This is a genomic window from Trueperella pyogenes, assembly GCF_001070855.1.
Classification (GTDB): Bacteria; Actinomycetota; Actinomycetes; order Actinomycetales; family Actinomycetaceae; genus Pauljensenia; species Pauljensenia pyogenes_A.
Map to the genome: position 1 here is coordinate 59,912 of NZ_JVLH01000003.1, position 16,078 is coordinate 75,989.

At 55.9% G+C, this 16,078-nt stretch carries 14 protein-coding genes; 5 read left to right on the plus strand and 9 right to left on the minus strand.

What is annotated here, in order from left to right; translation table 11 throughout:
- The first annotated feature begins 19 nt into the window (after window positions 1-19).
- Together ADG72_RS00335 and ADG72_RS00340 are read left to right on the plus strand one after the other, a co-directional pair.
- On the plus strand, window positions 20-2,059 hold the full coding sequence (locus ADG72_RS00335; RefSeq protein WP_048711498.1) for a TPM domain-containing protein: 2,040 nt from the start codon (window positions 20-22) through the stop codon (window positions 2,057-2,059).
- Window positions 2,060-2,110: 51 nt separating this feature from the next.
- A complete protein-coding gene (locus ADG72_RS00340) occupies window positions 2,111-2,827 on the plus strand; it encodes a PspA/IM30 family protein (RefSeq protein ID WP_048711341.1) in 717 nt (238 codons plus the stop codon).
- Window positions 2,828-2,877: 50 nt separating this feature from the next.
- On the opposite strand, the gene ADG72_RS00345 is transcribed toward ADG72_RS00340, so the two are convergent.
- The 3 genes from ADG72_RS00345 to ADG72_RS00355 form a co-directional block, all read right to left on the minus strand.
- The gene (locus tag ADG72_RS00345) at window positions 2,878-3,450 is read right to left on the minus strand and encodes an NYN domain-containing protein (RefSeq protein WP_048711342.1); all 573 of its coding nucleotides are present in this window, start codon (window positions 3,448-3,450) and stop codon (window positions 2,878-2,880) included.
- A 132-nt stretch (window positions 3,451-3,582) separates the two neighbouring features.
- Window positions 3,583-5,103, minus strand: a complete 1,521-nt coding sequence (gene glpK / locus ADG72_RS00350) for a glycerol kinase GlpK (protein WP_009408660.1) — start codon at window positions 5,101-5,103, stop codon at window positions 3,583-3,585.
- 40 nt (window positions 5,104-5,143) lie between these two features.
- Complete coding sequence (locus tag ADG72_RS00355) at window positions 5,144-5,950, minus strand: MIP/aquaporin family protein (protein ID WP_048711345.1); 807 nt, start codon at window positions 5,948-5,950, stop codon at window positions 5,144-5,146.
- 313 nt (window positions 5,951-6,263) lie between these two features.
- Between ADG72_RS00355 and ADG72_RS00360 the strand changes: the two genes are divergently transcribed.
- On the plus strand, window positions 6,264-7,190 hold the full coding sequence (locus ADG72_RS00360; protein WP_048711500.1) for a sugar-binding transcriptional regulator: 927 nt from the start codon (window positions 6,264-6,266) through the stop codon (window positions 7,188-7,190).
- A 119-nt stretch (window positions 7,191-7,309) separates the two neighbouring features.
- Here ADG72_RS00360 and ADG72_RS00365 read toward each other — a convergent pair whose 3' ends face one another.
- From ADG72_RS00365 to ADG72_RS00390, 6 genes are all read right to left on the minus strand, one after another.
- The gene (locus ADG72_RS00365) at window positions 7,310-8,908 is read right to left on the minus strand and encodes a lysine--tRNA ligase (protein WP_048711347.1); all 1,599 of its coding nucleotides are present in this window, start codon (window positions 8,906-8,908) and stop codon (window positions 7,310-7,312) included.
- 61 nt (window positions 8,909-8,969) lie between these two features.
- Window positions 8,970-9,404, minus strand: coding sequence for an aspartate 1-decarboxylase (gene panD / locus ADG72_RS00370; RefSeq protein WP_019126985.1), 435 nt, complete (start codon window positions 9,402-9,404; stop codon window positions 8,970-8,972).
- The gene (panC, locus tag ADG72_RS00375) at window positions 9,397-10,338 is read right to left on the minus strand and encodes a pantoate--beta-alanine ligase (RefSeq protein ID WP_048711348.1); all 942 of its coding nucleotides are present in this window, start codon (window positions 10,336-10,338) and stop codon (window positions 9,397-9,399) included. The genes panD and panC overlap by 8 nt, the downstream gene beginning before the upstream one ends.
- Before the next feature lie 57 nt (window positions 10,339-10,395).
- Entirely contained in the window at window positions 10,396-11,463 is a 1,068-nt protein-coding gene (locus tag ADG72_RS00380) for a Rossmann-like and DUF2520 domain-containing protein (protein WP_396334644.1), read from the minus strand.
- Window positions 11,427-13,073: a PH domain-containing protein gene (locus tag ADG72_RS00385; protein ID WP_048711352.1), complete on the minus strand. Its 1,647-nt coding sequence runs from the start codon at window positions 13,071-13,073 to the stop codon at window positions 11,427-11,429. The genes ADG72_RS00380 and ADG72_RS00385 overlap by 37 nt, the downstream gene beginning before the upstream one ends.
- A gap of 2 nt (window positions 13,074-13,075) precedes the next feature.
- The gene (locus tag ADG72_RS00390; RefSeq protein ID WP_009408651.1) at window positions 13,076-13,585 is read right to left on the minus strand and encodes a PH domain-containing protein; all 510 of its coding nucleotides are present in this window, start codon (window positions 13,583-13,585) and stop codon (window positions 13,076-13,078) included.
- Between the two features lie 100 nt (window positions 13,586-13,685).
- Between ADG72_RS00390 and ADG72_RS00395 the strand changes: the two genes are divergently transcribed.
- Together ADG72_RS00395 and ADG72_RS00400 are read left to right on the plus strand one after the other, a co-directional pair.
- Window positions 13,686-14,405 carry a response regulator transcription factor gene (locus tag ADG72_RS00395; protein ID WP_009408650.1) on the plus strand — a complete coding sequence of 240 codons (720 nt, stop codon included), beginning with the start codon at window positions 13,686-13,688 and terminating at the stop codon, window positions 14,403-14,405.
- A 3-nt stretch (window positions 14,406-14,408) separates the two neighbouring features.
- Window positions 14,409-15,896: a sensor histidine kinase gene (locus ADG72_RS00400; protein ID WP_034251506.1), complete on the plus strand. Its 1,488-nt coding sequence runs from the start codon at window positions 14,409-14,411 to the stop codon at window positions 15,894-15,896.
- Window positions 15,897-16,078: the final 182 nt, after the last annotated feature.

Consider the following 16,078-nt stretch of genomic DNA (forward strand, 5'->3'; position numbering starts at 1 on the left):
TGCTTTCCGCTCTCGTTGTGTGGCTTTTTTCGCCGCGCTTGCTACGGCGCTTATCGCGACGTGTCTACCGGCCGGAATTGCGCGCGCCGATTCACCGGTGACCGTAACAACAAACTTGACGGATACGGCCTCGTTCCTGTCTGAAAACTCAGTCCAATCCATTAATACCGAACTGCGTGCCCTTCAAAGAAAAGGTTTGGATACCTACATCGTTGTGGTCCCAGATTTTTCAGGAACAGCCCCTCTGGAATGGTGCAATACGGTCGGTACCCAATCGGGCCTATCCAGTTCTTCACTGGTCTTAGTAATTGCAACGCAAGAACGCAAGACGGCCACCTGCGGCAATTCAAACGAAAAAGGGATCACTGACACGGCGGTTGTTACCGCTTTCTCGGGATTAAAGGACGTACTGAGCAAGGCAGATCCTCTGGATGAATCAACTTTAGCTACTGGCCTCGAGCTTTTCGTTACCGAACTGGAAGTGGGAGTAACAACTAAATCCATCACGGCCTCGCCGGCGGCAAGCAAGTCCGCCGCGACGACTTCTCACAGCTCCACACGCAACTCGATCTCACTGGCCATGGCCATCGGCGCAATGGCTCCCTTCCTTCTGCTTCCCGTTATCATCCTCGTATTTCTATTTATTGTTATGCGCTCTCAACGCAAGACACACAAAAATGTCGTGCGTAATCAGGCTCAGGAGCATGTTCAGCAGACATTGGATCTCGCACGCCTCCTGCTGGACGCAGATGACATCGTTCGTTCAAGTGACGACGAAATCCAATTCGCCCGGGCTCAATTCGGCCCCGAGTCCGTCAAGTCCTACTCTGCGGCGCTTGAAACGGCGCGAGCACTGGTTAATAAGGGTTTCACCATGCAGCGTGAGAACGAGGATGGAAGCAACCCGCACTCTCCCTACGAATTCCAAGAGTTTGTCGGGAAACTCAACGTTGCAATGAACCAATTGGTCGCGGAGAAGAACGCTTTCACTCAGCGCCGTAACCAGGTTGCAAATGTCGGCCAGCAGGCCCGTGAGTTGCTCGAGATGATTGCGCAGACTCGTGCTCAAGTTACTCAGGCGGAGATGGACCTTCAGACTCTTCAGCTCGCCTATTCTCCCGAGGCCGTCGCCTCCCTCAAGGGACGTCCCGACCAGGCCCGAGCGCTCTTGGATCAGGCTGAAAGCAGCGCTAATGAGGCTCTAGCAAACGAAAGCAACGGCCAGAATGCGCTCCAGATCCTCGAAATTGCGCGTCGCGCTTTAGCACTGGCACGCCATCAGCTGGAAGCCATCACTCAAGCCCCCGACCAACTTTCGCGTTCTTCGGAACTTTTGACCGCTGCAATCGGCTCAATCACCTCGGATATTTCCGATGTGACTCGCCTTCACGCGGATCCGATCGCATTCCAGCAGCTGGTTGCCTCCGCTCAGGAAGCAATTAACGCCGGTAATGCCGCGCAGAACGGGAAGGGTGATCCTTTAGTCGCGCTTGAATCCCTGCGCATTGCGGAAGCCGCCCTTGACGAGGCCTTGGCTCCCTTACGTAGCGCAGAAGAGCGCAGCCAACGTGCTGAGTCCGGAATTGACGCACTTTTAGCTCAGGCTGATTCCGATGTCGCACGCGCAAGTCAACACGTGACAAGCCACGGCACGCTGGTTGGTTTCGACGCACGCTCAAATCTTTCCTTTGCACAGTCCTCACTTCAGAGTGCGCATTCCTATCACGACCAAGGCAATGACGAGACTGCTGCCGGCCAAGCACGAAACGCAATCACCTACGCGCAGGCCGCAATCAATGCTCCCCTGAATGCTCCGCAACGCTCCACAACGGGTGACGCAATCGTCAACGGGATCGGAATGGGCAGCATGCTTGTATGGTCCGTTCTCAATGGAATGCTCAATGGAGGAAGTTCACGTCGACACGATTGGGGTGGGGGCGGCTCCAGTTGGGGTGGTTCCAGCGGAGGCAACTTCGGCGGAGGTGGCTTCAGCGGAGGTGGCTTCGGCGGGGGCGGCTTCGGCGGTTCCAACGGATCAGGTCACACCGGATCGTTCTGAAATAGGATATAGTTCAATCATAATTTTTCCCGTCCCATCAAGGAGGAAACAATGGCGGAAAAGCAAACCATTCTTGGACGTATTTCTCAGCTCGCAAAGGCAAACATCAACGCGCTCCTCGACCGCGCCGAGGACCCTCAGAAGATGCTTGATCAGCTGATTCGCGACTACACGAACTCAATCGCAGAAGCAGAGACCGCAGTCGCACAGACCGTCGGTAACCTCCGTTTGGCCGAGAAGGACCACGATGAGGACGTCACTGTAGCTGCAGATTGGGGACGTAAGGCAGCCGCGGCCTCGGCAAAGGCAGAGGAAATGCGCGCAGCCGGCGACCAGGCCGGCGCACAGAAGTGGGACGATCTGGCTCGCGTCGCCATCGGCAAGCAGATCCAGTTCGAAGGCGAAGCAAAGAACGCTGAGCCGCTGATCGCTTCTCAGCGCGAGGTCGTCGACAAGCTCAAGAACGGGCTGGTCCAGATGAAGGAGAAGCTCAGCGAGCTCAAGACCAAGCGCGATCAGCTGGTTGCACGCCAGAAGGCCGCCGAGGCACAGGCACAGGTTTCGGATGCAGTTGCCTCGATCAATGTCCTTGACCCCACCTCCGAGCTCTCTCGCTTCGAGGACAAGGTTCGTCGAGCCGAGGCAATGGCCCAGGGCAAGACTGAGGTTGCAACCTCCTCGCTAGACTCACAATTCGCAGAGCTGGAGACCGATTCTTCTCAGGCTGAAATCGAAGCTCGTCTTGCAGCACTGAAGCAGCAGCACTGATTGACAGCTTAAAAATGTGGGCCCTGATCCAGGGCCCACATTTTTGTATGTCAGAGATAGTCGAAGGGGTCGAAGTCGTCGATATCGATGATGTGAATACGTGGAAGCTGTACTTGGAATGCGTGCGCATCGTATTCAAGGTCAATGATTTCAAGGCCCAAATCTTCCAGTTCGTGGAACTGGCTGGAGAGGAACTCCTTGAAACACATAATCCCGACGCGGTGTCCGTTTTCAAGCAGATCCTGAATTTGCGGCAGGAAATCAGCGTCGTGAGAAGCCAAAATAACTGAGCCCGAGCCCTGCTCTGCAATGGCTTCAAGGGTGCGCTGAATACCGATATCAACGACCTTCATGTCGTCTGGACCAGCTAGGGGAAGAGCGCGGTAACCCATCGCATGGAGCGCTTGAATAAAGCCCATCGGAAGGTAACCCGAGGTTCCATTGAGGTAGAAAAGGCCGCGCACTTGCTGATGCCAGAGCTGCTCGGTCGCTTCACGAATTCGATCCCAGCGGGGACGTTCATCGGGAGTTGGGCGGCGATCCAGAACGGAAAGCCCAAGTGTGGCATCGATGTTTTCGCCATCGATCAGGAGATATGTCGCTTCTGCGTCAGGGGGATTCATAGTCCAATCCTATACTTCTGGGCATCGACGCAGGCGTGAATTAAGGAGAAATCCTCATCGCGAGGCGCCTGAGACGCAAGAGGCCGGGACCGCAGATGCGGCCCCGGCCACTTATGTCTCAATACCTTGAGACTACTTCACGTCCTCATCAACCCAGTCGAGAGTACGAGTGACGGCCTTCTTCCACAGGCGGTAGGTACGATCGCGTTCTGCAGGAGCCATTGAAGGAGTCCAGCGCTTGCCTTCCTGCCAGTTGGCAACGACATCGTCGGTGCCCGACCAGAAGCCAACAGCCATACCCGCAGCGTAAGCAGCACCCAGCGCGGTGGTCTCAATAACCTTCGGGCGAACAACATCGACACCGCACAGGTCGGCCTGGAACTGCATGACCAGATCGTCGTGCGTCATGCCGCCGTCGACCTTGAGCTCCTTGAGAGGAACACCCGAGTCGGCATTCATTGCATCCAGGACTTCTGCGCTCTGGAATGCGGTGGATTCCTCAACCGCGCGAGCAATGTGACCCTTGTTGACGTAACGCGTCAAGCCGACGATTGCGCCACGCGCATCGGAACGCCAGTACGGTGCAAAAAGACCGGAGAATGCGGGAACGAAGTAGACGCCACCGTTGTCTTCAACCGTACGTGCCAGTTCACCGATATCGGAGGACTTCACGATCATGCCCAGGTTGTCACGCAGCCACTGAACCAGCGAGCCGGCAACAGCGATAGATCCTTCCAAGGCGTAAACGGGAGCCTGATCACCGATCTTGTAGGCAACCGTCGTGAGCAAACCATTGTTGGAGAACACGGGCTCAGTGCCGGTGTTCATCAGCATGAAGCAGCCGGTGCCGTAGGTGTTCTTTGCCATACCCTTTTCGAAGCAAGCCTGGCCGAAGGTTGCAGCCTGCTGGTCACCAAGGATACCCGAAATCGGCGTATCGATGAGCAGACCGTTCTTACGGCCGTAACCGTAAATCTCGGAGGAGGACTTGATCTCAGGCAACATCGACATGGGAATGCCGAAAATCTCGCAGACATCTTCGCGCCACTGAAGGGTGCGAATATCCATGAGCATGGTACGCGAGGCGTTGGTGACGTCAGTGTAGTGAACGCCGCCGTTTACGCCGCCCGTCAAGTTCCACAAAACCCAAGAGTCGGTGTTACCGAAGTAGAGATCGCCGGCCTCGGCGCGCTCGCGTGCACCCTCCACGTTGTCGAGGATCCACTTAATCTTCGAACCTGAGAAGTAGGGAGACAGCCCAAGGCCACAAATCTGACGGAAGCGATCGGGGCCCTCGTCACCTTCAAGTTCCTTGACGATGTCGGAGGTACGCATGTCCTGCCAGACAATCGCGTTATAAACGGGCTCACCGGTGTTCTTATCCCACACGACGGTAGTTTCACGCTGGTTGGTGATGCCGACGGCGGCCAGTTGGTGACGGTTAATTTCCGCCTTCTGCAGTGCATCAGCGACGACCTGACGCGTGGTATCCCAGATCTCGATCGGGTTGTGCTCAACCCAACCGGGATTCGGGAAGATCTGGGTGAATTCCTTCTGCCCGACAGAGACAATCTCACCGGAGTGGTTGAAGATGATTGCTCGGGTCGAAGTCGTACCCTGGTCGATTGCCATGACGAATTCTTTAGTAGTCATGAGTTTCCTTTCGAAAGTAGTGTCACGTCGTTGTGTTTACTCAGACAAGGACGAGGAAGTAGAGGACAGTTCCCAACACCGCACCAACGATGGGGCCGACGACGGGAACCCAGGAGTATGCCCAGTCGGAGCCACCCTTGCCCTTGATCGGCAAAATTGCGTGAGCGATACGGGGGCCGAGGTCACGAGCGGGGTTGATTGCGTATCCGGTGGGGCCACCAAGGGAGTTACCGATGACAACGATGATGAGCGCAACGCCGAGCGGGCCAATCGCAGTTTCGGTGTATCCGGAGACAAAGACCCAGAGGATAAGGACAGCAGTGCCGATGGCCTCAGTGACGCAGTTCCAAACGTAGGAGCGAATCTCGGGGCCGGTAGAGAAGACACCGAGCTTCAGAGCAGGATCGCAATCCTCATCGAAGTGCTTCTTGAAGGTGAGCCAGCACAGGACAGCACCGACAAACGCGCCGAGGAACTGGGCAATGATGTATACGGCAACATTCGAACCGGTGACAAGAACAGCTCCAGCCTTATCTGCCGGAACGCCGTTGAGAGTCTTGCTGGGGTCAAAGAGGTAGGCGACAACCTTTGCAATGGTGACTGCGGGGTTCAGGTGTCCACCGCTACGGAAAGCGACATAAACACCTGCAAATACTGCAAGTCCCCATCCAAAGTTGATCATGAGCCAACCGCCACCCTTGCCCTTGGACTTGGGGAGCAGATGCGTGGCAACGACGCCGCCACCAAGGAGAAGAAGTACTGCAGTTCCAAGGAACTCAGACCAGAAGACCTGTGCCGTTGTCACCGGAAGTGACGTGTCAACGGCTGGGAGAATTGTTGCGAGCATATTTCCCTAACTTTCTCCGTCGCGTCTTCGCGACGGGGCCATTGGCGGGATTTCACCGCCATGCAAGTACCACCAGACCACCCTCATTCGAAGATGCGTTGTGGATCACGTTTAGTATCTCATTTGTTGCCCTCCACCCCAAATGGATGAACGTTTGTTCATGCATTTGGGTCAACCTGTGGACAAGTACATCATTTGGCCTCCACTTCGCCTATAGGCAAATTGGTGACTAAACAGCTACAAGTGCGTGCTCATGGATGGCATACTAGGAAATGTGACAATACGTGATGAACAGGCCCACGAAGCGGCCTCGATGTATTACCTGCAGGGGCAGACGATGGAGACCATCGCCCGCCACCTCGGTGTTTCACGTTCGTCTGTTTCACGCCTACTGACCTACGCTCGAAACTCCGGTCTGGTGCGCATCTCCGTTGCTGCGACCCCAGGAAACCGCGGTTCACTCTCGGGCCAAATTAACGAAATATTTGGAATTCGAACATCAGTCGTTCCCGTTCATGACATTCACACGGAAGTGAATCGGCTGCACAATGTTGCACGAGTAGCCGCTGAACGCCTTGTGGATATGCTCAAGCCCGGAGACACTCTTGGAATTGCATGGGGTAACACGACCTCGGAGGTCACTCGATGCCTTCCCCGAGTGAATCTCCCTGGTTCAACGGTGGTGCAACTCAACGGCGCTGCAACTGCGACAGAATCGGGTGTCCCCTATGCGGATGCCATTATTTCTCGCGCAGCTACTGCTTTGGGTGCCCGGATGGTTCACTTCCCCGTCCCTGCTTTCTTTGACTTCGCAGAAACAAAGGAAGCACTGTGGCGTGAACGTTCGGTTACCTCGGTACTTGCGACGATTGATTCGGCGAATGTCGCGCTCTTTGGAATCGGCTCACTTTCTGCCCGACTTCCATCGCGCGTCTATTCGGGAGGGTTCTTGGATCCCGATGAAATTACGCATGCTCAAGAAGACGGCGTTGTTGGGGATGTCTGCACGGTCCTTCTGCGTGAAGACGGATCGACAGACATGGATCTCAACAAACGCGCATCTGGGCCAAGCCCGGCAACGCTGAAGAAAATCCCCCGTCGCTTGGCCGTGGTGGCAGGCGCATCAAAGGCACTACCTTTACTGGGAGCACTCCACGCCGGTGTCATCACCGATCTTGTTTTGGATGATGGCGCTGCGCGTGAACTCCTGGATTTGGTGCGCCACCGCGCCCACGCCTAAGCCGCCCGTGACGCTTTATCGCCGCGTTTTCAGATAGTACCCACCAGCGCTTAGGTGCACTCTCTACATACAAGGCGGCCGGCCTCGTCAATTGACGAAAGCCGGCCGCATTTACGTACTCAGCCCAAGCGCTTCACCAAGGGGAAGGGGATCGTTTCACGGATTCCCTGTCCGGTCAGCACCATCAGCAAGCGGTCAATTCCCATGCCCATGCCACCGCAGGGCGGGAAGCCCTGCTCCATAGCAATAAGGAAGTCCTCATCCAAAACCATGGCTTCGGGATCACCATTGGCAGCTGCCAGAGCCTGCGCTTCGAAGCGCTGACGCTGAACGACGGGATCAGCGAGCTCGGAGTATGCCGTTGCAGTCTCAAAACCACGAACATACAGGTCCCACTTCTCAGTCAGCCCCGGACGCGAACGGTGGTAACGGGTCAGCGGAGAAGTATCCTCGGGGAAGTCGTAGACGAAGGTCGGTGCCCACAGCTTCGAGGCAACGAGCTCTTCGAAGATATCCTCGACGATCTTGCCGTTCACTGCGTAATCATCAACCTCAATACCGATCTGGTCGGCGTACTTGAGCAGCTTTTCACGAGGCGTATCCACCGTGATCTCTTCACCCAAAGCCTCTGAAGTCGAGCCATACAGGTCGATGTGGTCCCAATCGCCCGAAAGGTCATACTCGGTACCGTCAGCAAGAGTGACGATTTCCTGGCCTTCGGCAAGATCAAAGGCATCGCGAGCAGCCTGCTGGATCAGGTTTCGGGTCAGAGCAGCCATTCCGTTGTAGTCGGAATAGGCCTCGTAGGCCTCCAGGGAGGTGAATTCGGGGCTGTGAGAGGAATCCATACCTTCGTTACGGAAGTTACGGTTCATCTCGAAGACGCGATCCACGCCACCGACGACTGCGCGCTTGAGGTAGATCTCGGTAGCAATACGCAGATAGAGGTCCATATCCAGCGCATTCATATGCGTGATGAAGGGACGTGCCGAAGCCCCACCGTGGATAACTTGGAGCATCGGAGTCTCGAGCTCAATGTAATCACGGCGGAAGAAGTTCTCACGAATGGAACGGTTCACCGCAGCGCGGATACGGATCATATTGCGCGCAGCAGGACGGGTGATCAGGTCGAGCTCGCGGCGACGGATTCGCTGATCTTCCGAAAGAGTAACTTCTTCACCCTCGGCGGTCGTCCATGTCTTCGGCAAAGGACGCAACGCCTTTGAGGCAATCGCCCACGAGGCGTCAGGAGCGGGAAGTGCAGTCGGGGCCGCGTCGTAAGCAGCTTGGGACTCGGGAGTCACTTCAGCCGGGGTGGCGAAGATCGACAGCTCGCCGCGCTTGGAGGAAATCACGCGACCGTGAACATAGAGGAAGTCACCCAAGTCAACGTCGTTCTTATACTGAGCCAGCGACTCTACACCAACCGAGGCGGCAGAGAGCATCACCTGGATCTTATTGCCCGCACCATCCATGAGGGTTGCAAAGCAGAGCTTTCCACCATTACGCGCCAAAATCACGCGGCCAGAGAGAGCAACGATGTCGTCGGTCTCTTCACCGGCTTCCAGATGGCTGTACTTTTCACGGACCTTTGCAATGGTCGTGGTGATAGGAAGCTTCACAGGGTAGGCGGGAATCCCTGCCTCCATGAGGCGTGCACGCTTGGCAGCGCGAATTTGTACTTGTTCAGGGGTATCGTCAACAGGCGAATCAGTCATGACTTCAATGGTAGCGAAAGTCAGCGATTAGTCACGCCCATGCGTATAAGCGGATTGAAATTCACACACCCGAACTTTTCAAGCCCAAGCTTTGGGCGTGGGGCGAAGACTCAGGAACCTGTCCCAGAGCACTCCCCTCTTCGATAATTCGATTCTGCGCATCAACGAAAACGACGCTGGGCGTTACAGAGCGAACCTGGGATTCGGGAACCTGGGCATAGGCCATAATGATGACCAAATCATCCAGGTTCACCAGATGCGCCGCTGCTCCATTGAGCTGAATGACGCCACTTCCGCGCTGACCAGCGATCGTGTACGTCGATAGGCGTGATCCGTTGTTCACATCCGCGATATCTACTTTTTGGCCGGGAACAATATTGGCCGCATCCAAGAGGTCTTCGTCGATGGTAATCGAGCCAACATAATGCAAATCGGCTCCAGTTACTCGTGCACGGTGAATCTTTCCAATCACCATGGTCCGAGTCATTTCACTCATGACGTGCGCCTCCGGCAACAGAAATAACGACATCCGCGTTATCGATCAAGCGAGTCGCTCCGACCCGCGCGGCAAGAAGAATTCGAGCGCGCAGGCTCCCCTGCGTTGCCGCAGCTTCCAGCACCTTCTCACGGCTTTCCTTGTCTACCTGCTCTGCGGCGCTTCCCGTCCCTGCAAGCAGGGTGAAATCGTCATCATCCACGATCGCAACGTAATCGGGAACGACTCCCTCTTCGGCCTCGAGAACGGAGGATGCAGCACGCAAAACCTCCTCAAGAGGAACGCCCAAAGCCGCTGCAGCGCGGGCCTCGTCAATCGCACGCGACAGGGAACGCGCGTGCACGCGTTCTTCCTCACTGAGGTACTGATTACGCGAAGAGAGCGCAACACCATCGCTATCGCGAACAATCTCAACGGCCTGAATGCGCACGGGCATATCCAAGTCACGAACAAAAGTGCGAATAACTGCCAGCTGTTGGGCATCTTTTTGACCAAAGAGCGCAACATCAGGACGGATCAGATTCATTGCCTTTGAGACGACCAAAGCAACGCCGGCAAAATGCGTCGGGCGGGTTGCACCTTCAAGAATGTGAGCAACCGGGCCAGCGTCGATACGGGTGGTTGCAGGAGTTGGGTAAGCATCAGTGACGGAAGGCGCCCAGACAAGATCGGCGCCCACCGTTGACAGTGCCTCCATATCGGCATCCAATGTGCGCGGGTAGGCGTCGTAGTCCTCGCCCGGAGCAAACTGGGTGGGGTTCACGAAGATTGTGACGATGACATGATCGGCAAGCTCCTGTGCCTGCCGGACAAGCTCAAGGTGCCCTCGGTGGAGCGCTCCCATTGTCATGACCAGCGCGCGCGTCCCCTCAAGTTGGGATAGTGCTTGCGCAAGTTCTTCTCGGGTATGCGTCAACTGAGGCGTAGAGTTCATATGACTTATTCTCGCCCGAAAGGCCCCCGAAACGCCATTTCGTGGGGGTCTAACGGATCACTTTTCACCCATTTCGCGCACGGCTGCGCGGATTTCCGAGGCCACCTGAGAGCTGATTCGTCCCTCAAATTCCAGTAGGTCAACGGTGTGCAGAGTCATTGCCGCGTAGGTTGAGCGTGCGTCCTCGAGGCGGTGCGCCCACTGGCCCTCCCCCGCCAAGTTTTCTTCCTTGGCTTTGATTTCTAGAACGCTCAGGTGCTCGCGAATTGTTCCGACATCGCCCCGCGGGATGGGGCCAGAAACCCCGCGGTCTCCCGCTCGCAACGCGCGATCTAGTGCGGCCTCGCACAGGGGACGCAAGAAAGTTCCCGGATCCTCAATTCCAACGGTGGAGAGGATCTGCTTAGACTGCGCGACTACAGTGGCAAGGAAATTTGCACCGTGATTCAACGCAGCGTGGTAGACCCCACGATCTTCCTCCGCGATCTCAAAAGGCTCACCACCCATTTCAACGACTAGCGCTTGGGCAATGGGCAAGGCAATTGCTGGAGCAGTCACTGCAAAGGGTGTCCCCACCAAACGTGGAACGTCAACAGAGGTCCCCGTGAAGGTCATTGCCGGATGAATTGCCAAGGGAATTGCCCCCATACCCGAAGCGGGGCGCAGAATGTCAATTCCGTGCGCCCCCGAAGTATGCACAACCAGTTGCGAGGACTGCCAGGCACCTAATTCAGCCAGCCCCTTGACCAAACCTTCCAGCTGGTCGTCGGGAACGGTCAGAACAACCATTTGGCAACGAGAGACAATCTCTTCCACCGAAAGAATGGGAATCCCCGGCAATAGAGCATCGGCGCGCTCGCGCGATTCCTCCGAAGAAGCACTCACCCCAACAATCGTGTGTCCAACCGCTCGCAGGGCCGAGCCAATCACAGGGCCAACATGTCCCATGCCGATAATGCCGATATCAAGTCGACCGCCGCGCATATTCCGCCTTTGCTGTGGTGTCTGATGGATAGCCCTGAGCGCAAAGCCACGTCTGAATCCGCGCCCCTTGCTCGGCGCTATCTTCGCAGCTGCATCATTGGATATTAACTGTGCATCCCATTTTCTACGCGCAGCATCCATTTCTCAGGAGGCTCGCTGGCACGGTTGGCCTGCCCTTCGATGAGCAAGGTGTAAATATCTGCACCTGCCTGCGAGGCGTCTTGATGCTCCGCAATCATCTTGAATACACCGGGAACCACATCCATGTGCAGACTTGCCACACCCAGTTTGCGTTCTAGAGGACCCGATTGCACCCGAACCGACTGCAGACGTGCAATAGGTGCCCAGAGGCTCTTCCAATTCAACCAACCATCGCGGATAACGAATGTGGTCCGCGTGATTGCTCGAGCGCGGCGATGGTAGGCGAAGGGGTCCAAGCAGCGCGCTCGAGGCGACATCTGCACAAAGCCCTGCCCGCTTCCCTTTCCCGCGAGCGCAGCCTCAATAAAGGAAGGAACATCATCGACACCCAGATCGTTGAAAACCATCCACAGTGCGAATTCAACGTCTCGGCGTGTACCTACGGGAATAAGGATGTGAGAACTCTGCTGTTTGTTCGAGTCAGTGTCTTTCACACCGTAACCGGCTTGAAGAATGCTCAGGCGGTACCAACCCAGAAAACGCCAAAAGAAGGGCTGCTGAACCTGAATCGCGTGAATACGCCTCGGCGGAATGGTCTGTGCGCGCGTGCTGAGTAAACCGCGTCGCACGCGGATACCATCTGGGGAAATCGCTAGGCGGAAGTTAGCCTCAGAGGCAAAACGATTCCACTGTGCAGCGACAATCGACATTGCCACAGAAAGGAAACCACCCAATGATGCAATGGCGACAACAATGCCCTCTTGTACAGCGGCAATGCCTCCGGCGACGAGGAATGCAATCAGAAGCAAAATGGCAACGATATTGCCCAAAGACAGCATCTGCGATCCGAGCAGGCGTCCCATTGAGACCTGATAGAGCTCACGCTCAGGTGCAACCGGGATTGAAGAGGGCGCATAGACCTCTCCGGTGTAGCTGTAGTTTCCGGGAGTTTGCGAGGCCGTGGGCTGAGCAGGAGCGTAGGGATCCGCCGTTGCAGCTGGGTACCCGCTCTGGGCGGGGGTGTAAGGCGACTGAGGCATCGTCCCCATTGCCGAGGCCTCGGGGGAAGTTTGTGCTTCTACCCTCAGCCCTGCGGCACGAGCGAGGATTTCTCCGCGTAGAGCTTCAAGTTCGGAGACCTTGAGGTAACCGATGGTGATGTTGGAGGAGGAACCACCAGCAACTTCGACATCTAGCTTGCCCAAGCCAAGAATTCGTGCAAGGACCGGCTGGGAGATATCAACGGCCTGAATACGGTCCAAGCGCGCATGGCGCTGCTGACGCTTAAGAATCCCACGGCGTGACCACACTGCAGTTTCCGTGACTGCAAAGGCCAGGGACCACCACTGGAGAAAAACAAAACCAACCAGGACGGCAATGACAATCAGTGCGCTCCCCACCAAATAAAAGAAACGCTCCGAAAGGAAAGGGAGAGGATACTCAGAACGCAGCATTTCCTGGATTTCACTGAAATTGCGATAAGTAGCAAAGGCAAAACCTGCCACCAGGATTTGCCAGATCTCCAGAAGAGGCGTGATGACGTGGACGCGGCGCCACAGCGAGGGATCAACCCCTTGGTCCGCTGCATACACGTGTTGAGAAGAACTCATGCTCACAGCCCTGCCATCTCAGCGCTTCCACGCTGGGCGAGTTGGTCGCGCAGACGGGCAGCATCCTCAGAGGGGATCCCCTGAACAAAGGCACGAGTAGAGACCGAGGCCGTATGAATGATCACCGTGGAAATACCAAAGAAGCGAGAAACGGGGCCTTCTGAAATATCAACGTACTGAATGCGGCCGTAAGGAACGATTGTCATCGAGCGGAAGAAAGCACCTCGACGAATGAGGAAATCATGCTCACCTTGCGCCCATGCGAAATTACGTACTTGCCGGCCGATAATCCACATCATGTAGAGCCATCCGGCACTTAATCCAGCGATGATCCCAAAACCCCACTCTCGTGGAAAATCTGGTGCCATCACCATGCCAACCGATACCGCAGCAACACCGATGACAAAGTAAACACTGACGTTCAGCCGCCGCACCACGGCAAGCGAGCGTTTAACCGGATTAAAGGTCACGCCTTGGGGTTCAAAAAGACTTTGCGAGCTGGATTGAGTCATGCTTGCATTATCTCCCTTTCAATACCTTTTTCATGCGGATTCTCAGAAAAACAATTTCACACAGCAGGCATTCAGGATACATTCAGCTATCTCACTCAAAATGTTGACTATGACGGAATTTGAAAACACTGGAGAAGCACGACTTCTTGTCGTTGACGATGAACCAAATATTCGCGATCTTCTGGCCTCATCTCTGCGATTTGCTGGCTTTGATGTCATTACGGCAGAAGACGGAGCATCTGCTTACCACCAAGCTCAGGAAGAACGCCCCGACCTGATCGTTCTGGATGTCATGCTCCCCGACATGGACGGCTTCACAGTGACTCGTCGCCTGCGCGATGCAGGTATCACCATCCCCGTCCTTTTCCTGACAGCTCGCGATGATATGCGCGACAAGATCCAGGGACTCACCGTCGGCGGCGACGATTACGTCACGAAGCCTTTTGGCCTTGAGGAAGTCGTCGCACGTATTCGTGCCGTTCTGCGCCGTACGCTGGGCGAGAGCGGCGACGATGGCAAGCTGCGCGTCGCTGACCTTGTCATCGACGAAGACGCACACGAAGTCACTCGCGCTGGAGTACCGATCGACCTGTCCCCCACCGAGTTCAAGCTTCTGCGCTACCTCATGATCAACCAGGGACGAGTCGTTTCCAAGATGCAGATCCTCGATCACGTCTGGGAATACGACTGGGATGGCGAGGTCGCAATCGTCGAATCTTATATTTCCTACCTGCGTCGCAAGCTGGCCGTCGAAGGCGCCAGCGGCGAGCTCATTCACACCAAGCGAGGCGTTGGATACATCCTTCGAGACGATAACTAAAAAATGTACCCACGCGGTGTAGTACGCAGATTCTGGTCGTCACGTTCGTTGACGGCCAGAATTGTTGCGCTCACTGCACTTCTTCTCTCCCTTGGACTTTCCCTTTCAGCAACGGTGATGATCGGCCTCTTGCAGCGCCACCTCATTGCCCAAGTTGATGACCAACTCTCATCAACAGTTCTGTCATTGGCCCCCAAGGCCATTGAGAACCCCCAAGAGCTGGCCCAAGAGCCCAACCTCCCCACCCTCTACTACCTCAACATCCAACGAGCCAACGAAGAAGACGTCACGCTGCTCTCGGCCTCGACACGCGACCACGCAGGTAAACCGCTGATTCCGGAGCTTCTCAAGCCAGGTCAATCCGCGCAGACGGCTACCGGCTGGACTGACCCCGTTACTGTCGAATCAACGAAGAAGGGATCTACATGGCGCGTGATTATTGTTCCCATTACGCGCAGTGGCGATATCACCCCAACGGGCAGGCTCACCGTCGCGCTTCCGCTCAACGACGTAAAATTCACCATTCAAAATATGGCTGGATACGTTGCGACGACGGCAATTGCGATCATCGCCATCGGCACCGGCCTGGCGACCTACCTAGTCCGGCGCGCGCTTCTTCCTCTGCGCGGAATCGAGACGACTGCTGGGAAGATCGCCGCTGGCGACCTCACCCAGCGTGTTCCATTCGCTCCGCCTTCAACGGAAGTCGGTTCGCTTTCGAACTCATTGAACTCCATGCTGAGCCAGCTGGAGCAGTCATTCGCAGCGCGCGAAGAATCTGAGCGCAAGATCCGTCGCTTCGTTTCCGACGCTTCGCATGAACTACGCACTCCCCTAGCCGCGATTTCCGGTTACTGCGAGCTCTACTCAATGGGCGGCGTTCCGGCAGAGCGCACCGGCGAAGTCATGGGGCGCATTCGATCCGAATCAACTCGCATGGGTTCATTGGTTGAGGACCTTTTGACCTTGGCTCGCTTGGACGAGGGCCGGCCGCTAGAAATCGTGGACGTTGACGTGATCGCGATGCTTCGCAATGCTCGCTTTGATCTTCAAGCCCTCGATCCCACTCGCCAGGTCAAGATTCTGGGGATCAATGACCAGCCGATTCCACAATCCGTATGGATTCAGGCCGACCGCGACCGCCTGCAACAGGTGCTCACAAATATCATCGGCAACATTGTGCGTTATACCCCGCGTTCAACACCGGTTGAGATTGCGGTAAGTCAGAATCCCACTTCTGTTCTGATGGAATTTAGGGACCACGGACCTGGAATTGCGAAGGAAGACTATGAAAAAGTTTTCCAGCGCTTCTATCGAACAGAAAGCTCGCGTGCCCGCTCGCTGGGTGGCTCCGGATTGGGCCTTTCCATTGTGTCCTCAATCATCTCGGCACACGGCGGTCACGCACAGCTGGCAAAGACCACGGGCGGTGGTCTTACCGTCAAGATCGATATGCCAATCGTGCAGTCCAAAGAACGCATGAAGGCGTAAACTGACGAAATTCGGTCTTCGCCACTTCCTTTCCACGTCGAATGTCTTGCGAATCTCAACTACCAAAGCTCCACTGTTTTTCCTTGAGAATGACGCAGAAAACCGCTGGGAATTAAGTGATCACGCGCTGCATGGCCTCTGCGAATCCTTCGCTGAGGGGGAAAGCTCCGTGCCAAGCGCCC

Excerpts from the sequence above, each read along its gene's own strand:
- ADG72_RS00400 (WP_034251506.1), top strand. The coding sequence starts at position 14,409 with ATGTACCCACGCGGTGTAGTACGCAGATTCTGGTCGTCACGTTCGTTG.
- ADG72_RS00380 (WP_396334644.1), bottom strand. The coding sequence starts at position 11,463 with ATGGATGCTGCGCGTAGAAAATGGGATGCACAGTTAATATCCAATGAT.
- ADG72_RS00355 (WP_048711345.1), bottom strand. The coding sequence starts at position 5,950 with ATGCTCGCAACAATTCTCCCAGCCGTTGACACGTCACTTCCGGTGACA.
- ADG72_RS00365 (WP_048711347.1), bottom strand. The coding sequence starts at position 8,908 with ATGACTGATTCGCCTGTTGACGATACCCCTGAACAAGTACAAATTCGC.
- ADG72_RS00390 (WP_009408651.1), bottom strand. The coding sequence starts at position 13,585 with ATGACTCAATCCAGCTCGCAAAGTCTTTTTGAACCCCAAGGCGTGACC.
- ADG72_RS00360 (WP_048711500.1), top strand. The coding sequence starts at position 6,264 with ATGTATTACCTGCAGGGGCAGACGATGGAGACCATCGCCCGCCACCTC.
- ADG72_RS00395 (WP_009408650.1), top strand. The coding sequence starts at position 13,686 with ATGTTGACTATGACGGAATTTGAAAACACTGGAGAAGCACGACTTCTT.
- ADG72_RS00340 (WP_048711341.1), top strand. The coding sequence starts at position 2,111 with ATGGCGGAAAAGCAAACCATTCTTGGACGTATTTCTCAGCTCGCAAAG.
- ADG72_RS00345 (WP_048711342.1), bottom strand. The coding sequence starts at position 3,450 with ATGAATCCCCCTGACGCAGAAGCGACATATCTCCTGATCGATGGCGAA.
- ADG72_RS00385 (WP_048711352.1), bottom strand. The coding sequence starts at position 13,073 with ATGAGTTCTTCTCAACACGTGTATGCAGCGGACCAAGGGGTTGATCCC.
- panC (WP_048711348.1), bottom strand. The coding sequence starts at position 10,338 with ATGAACTCTACGCCTCAGTTGACGCATACCCGAGAAGAACTTGCGCAA.
- glpK (WP_009408660.1), bottom strand. The coding sequence starts at position 5,103 with ATGACTACTAAAGAATTCGTCATGGCAATCGACCAGGGTACGACTTCG.
- panD (WP_019126985.1), bottom strand. The coding sequence starts at position 9,404 with ATGAGTGAAATGACTCGGACCATGGTGATTGGAAAGATTCACCGTGCA.